The organism is Enterorhabdus sp. P55, assembly GCF_009911695.1.
Classification (GTDB): domain Bacteria; phylum Actinomycetota; class Coriobacteriia; order Coriobacteriales; family Eggerthellaceae; genus Enterorhabdus.
Genome location: NZ_QWKK01000252.1, coordinates 1 through 833 on the forward strand (window position 1 = coordinate 1; position 833 = coordinate 833).

Annotated in this window: 1 protein-coding gene; it reads left to right on the forward strand. The window is 79.6% G+C overall.

Going from position 1 to position 833, the window contains the following annotated elements:
* Positions 1-833: DUF11 domain-containing protein (locus D1643_RS11125; protein ID WP_160710659.1), on the forward strand; the 833-nt coding region annotated here is incomplete at both ends.

Consider the following 833-nt stretch of genomic DNA (forward strand, 5'->3'; position numbering starts at 1 on the left):
CGCCTCGACAACCCGTCGGCGGGCGTCGAGGACCGCGCGCTCTCGAAGGCGCCGGCGGTGGCGGCCTCCGACGTGGGCAGGTTCTCGCTGGCGGCCCCGGGCGCGGGCGGGAGGCCCGTGCTCACGGTGCCCGCGGGCGACGTGGGCGGCGGCCAGGCGGCCTCCGTCACCTTCGAGTGCGCGGTGAGGGAGGGCCTCGACCTCTCCGACCCGGCCGCCGCCGACCTGGCCAACGTCGCCTCGGCGGCGGGCAGGCGCCCGAACCCCGACGACCCAGACGGCCCCGACGTGGGGCCGGTGGCCCCGCCCGACACGCCGCCCGCCACGCCGCCGGGCGGCGGATCCGTGACGCCGGCCGACCCGGACGAGGGGAACGTGAGCCTGGCCAAGTCCGTGGAGAACCTCACCGCCCCCGGCGGCAGGGTGACGCACCTGGGAGACCGCCTGCGCTACACGGTGACGCTGCGCAACGGCGGCCCGGCCGACAGCTGCCTCTGGGACGCCGTCGTGTCCGACCCCCTGCCGGCGGGCGTCGAGCCGGCAGGCGGCACCCTGCGCCTGTCCGTGGACGGCGGGGAGCCCCTCGCCGTGCCCGACGAGGCCTACGACCGCGCCACGCGCACCATAGCCGTGGCGTGCGGGGACCTGTGGGGCGGCCACGCCGCGACGCTGACCTTCGAGGCCGTCGTGACCGCCGACGCCCTGGGGGCCGACGTCGCCAACGTCGCCTTCGCCCACGGGCAGGCGCCCTCCGAGGGCCCGCGCCCCGAGGGCCCGGAGCCGGGCGAGCCCGCGGAGCCGCCCGCGCCCGATGACGGGCCCGCGGCGTCCTC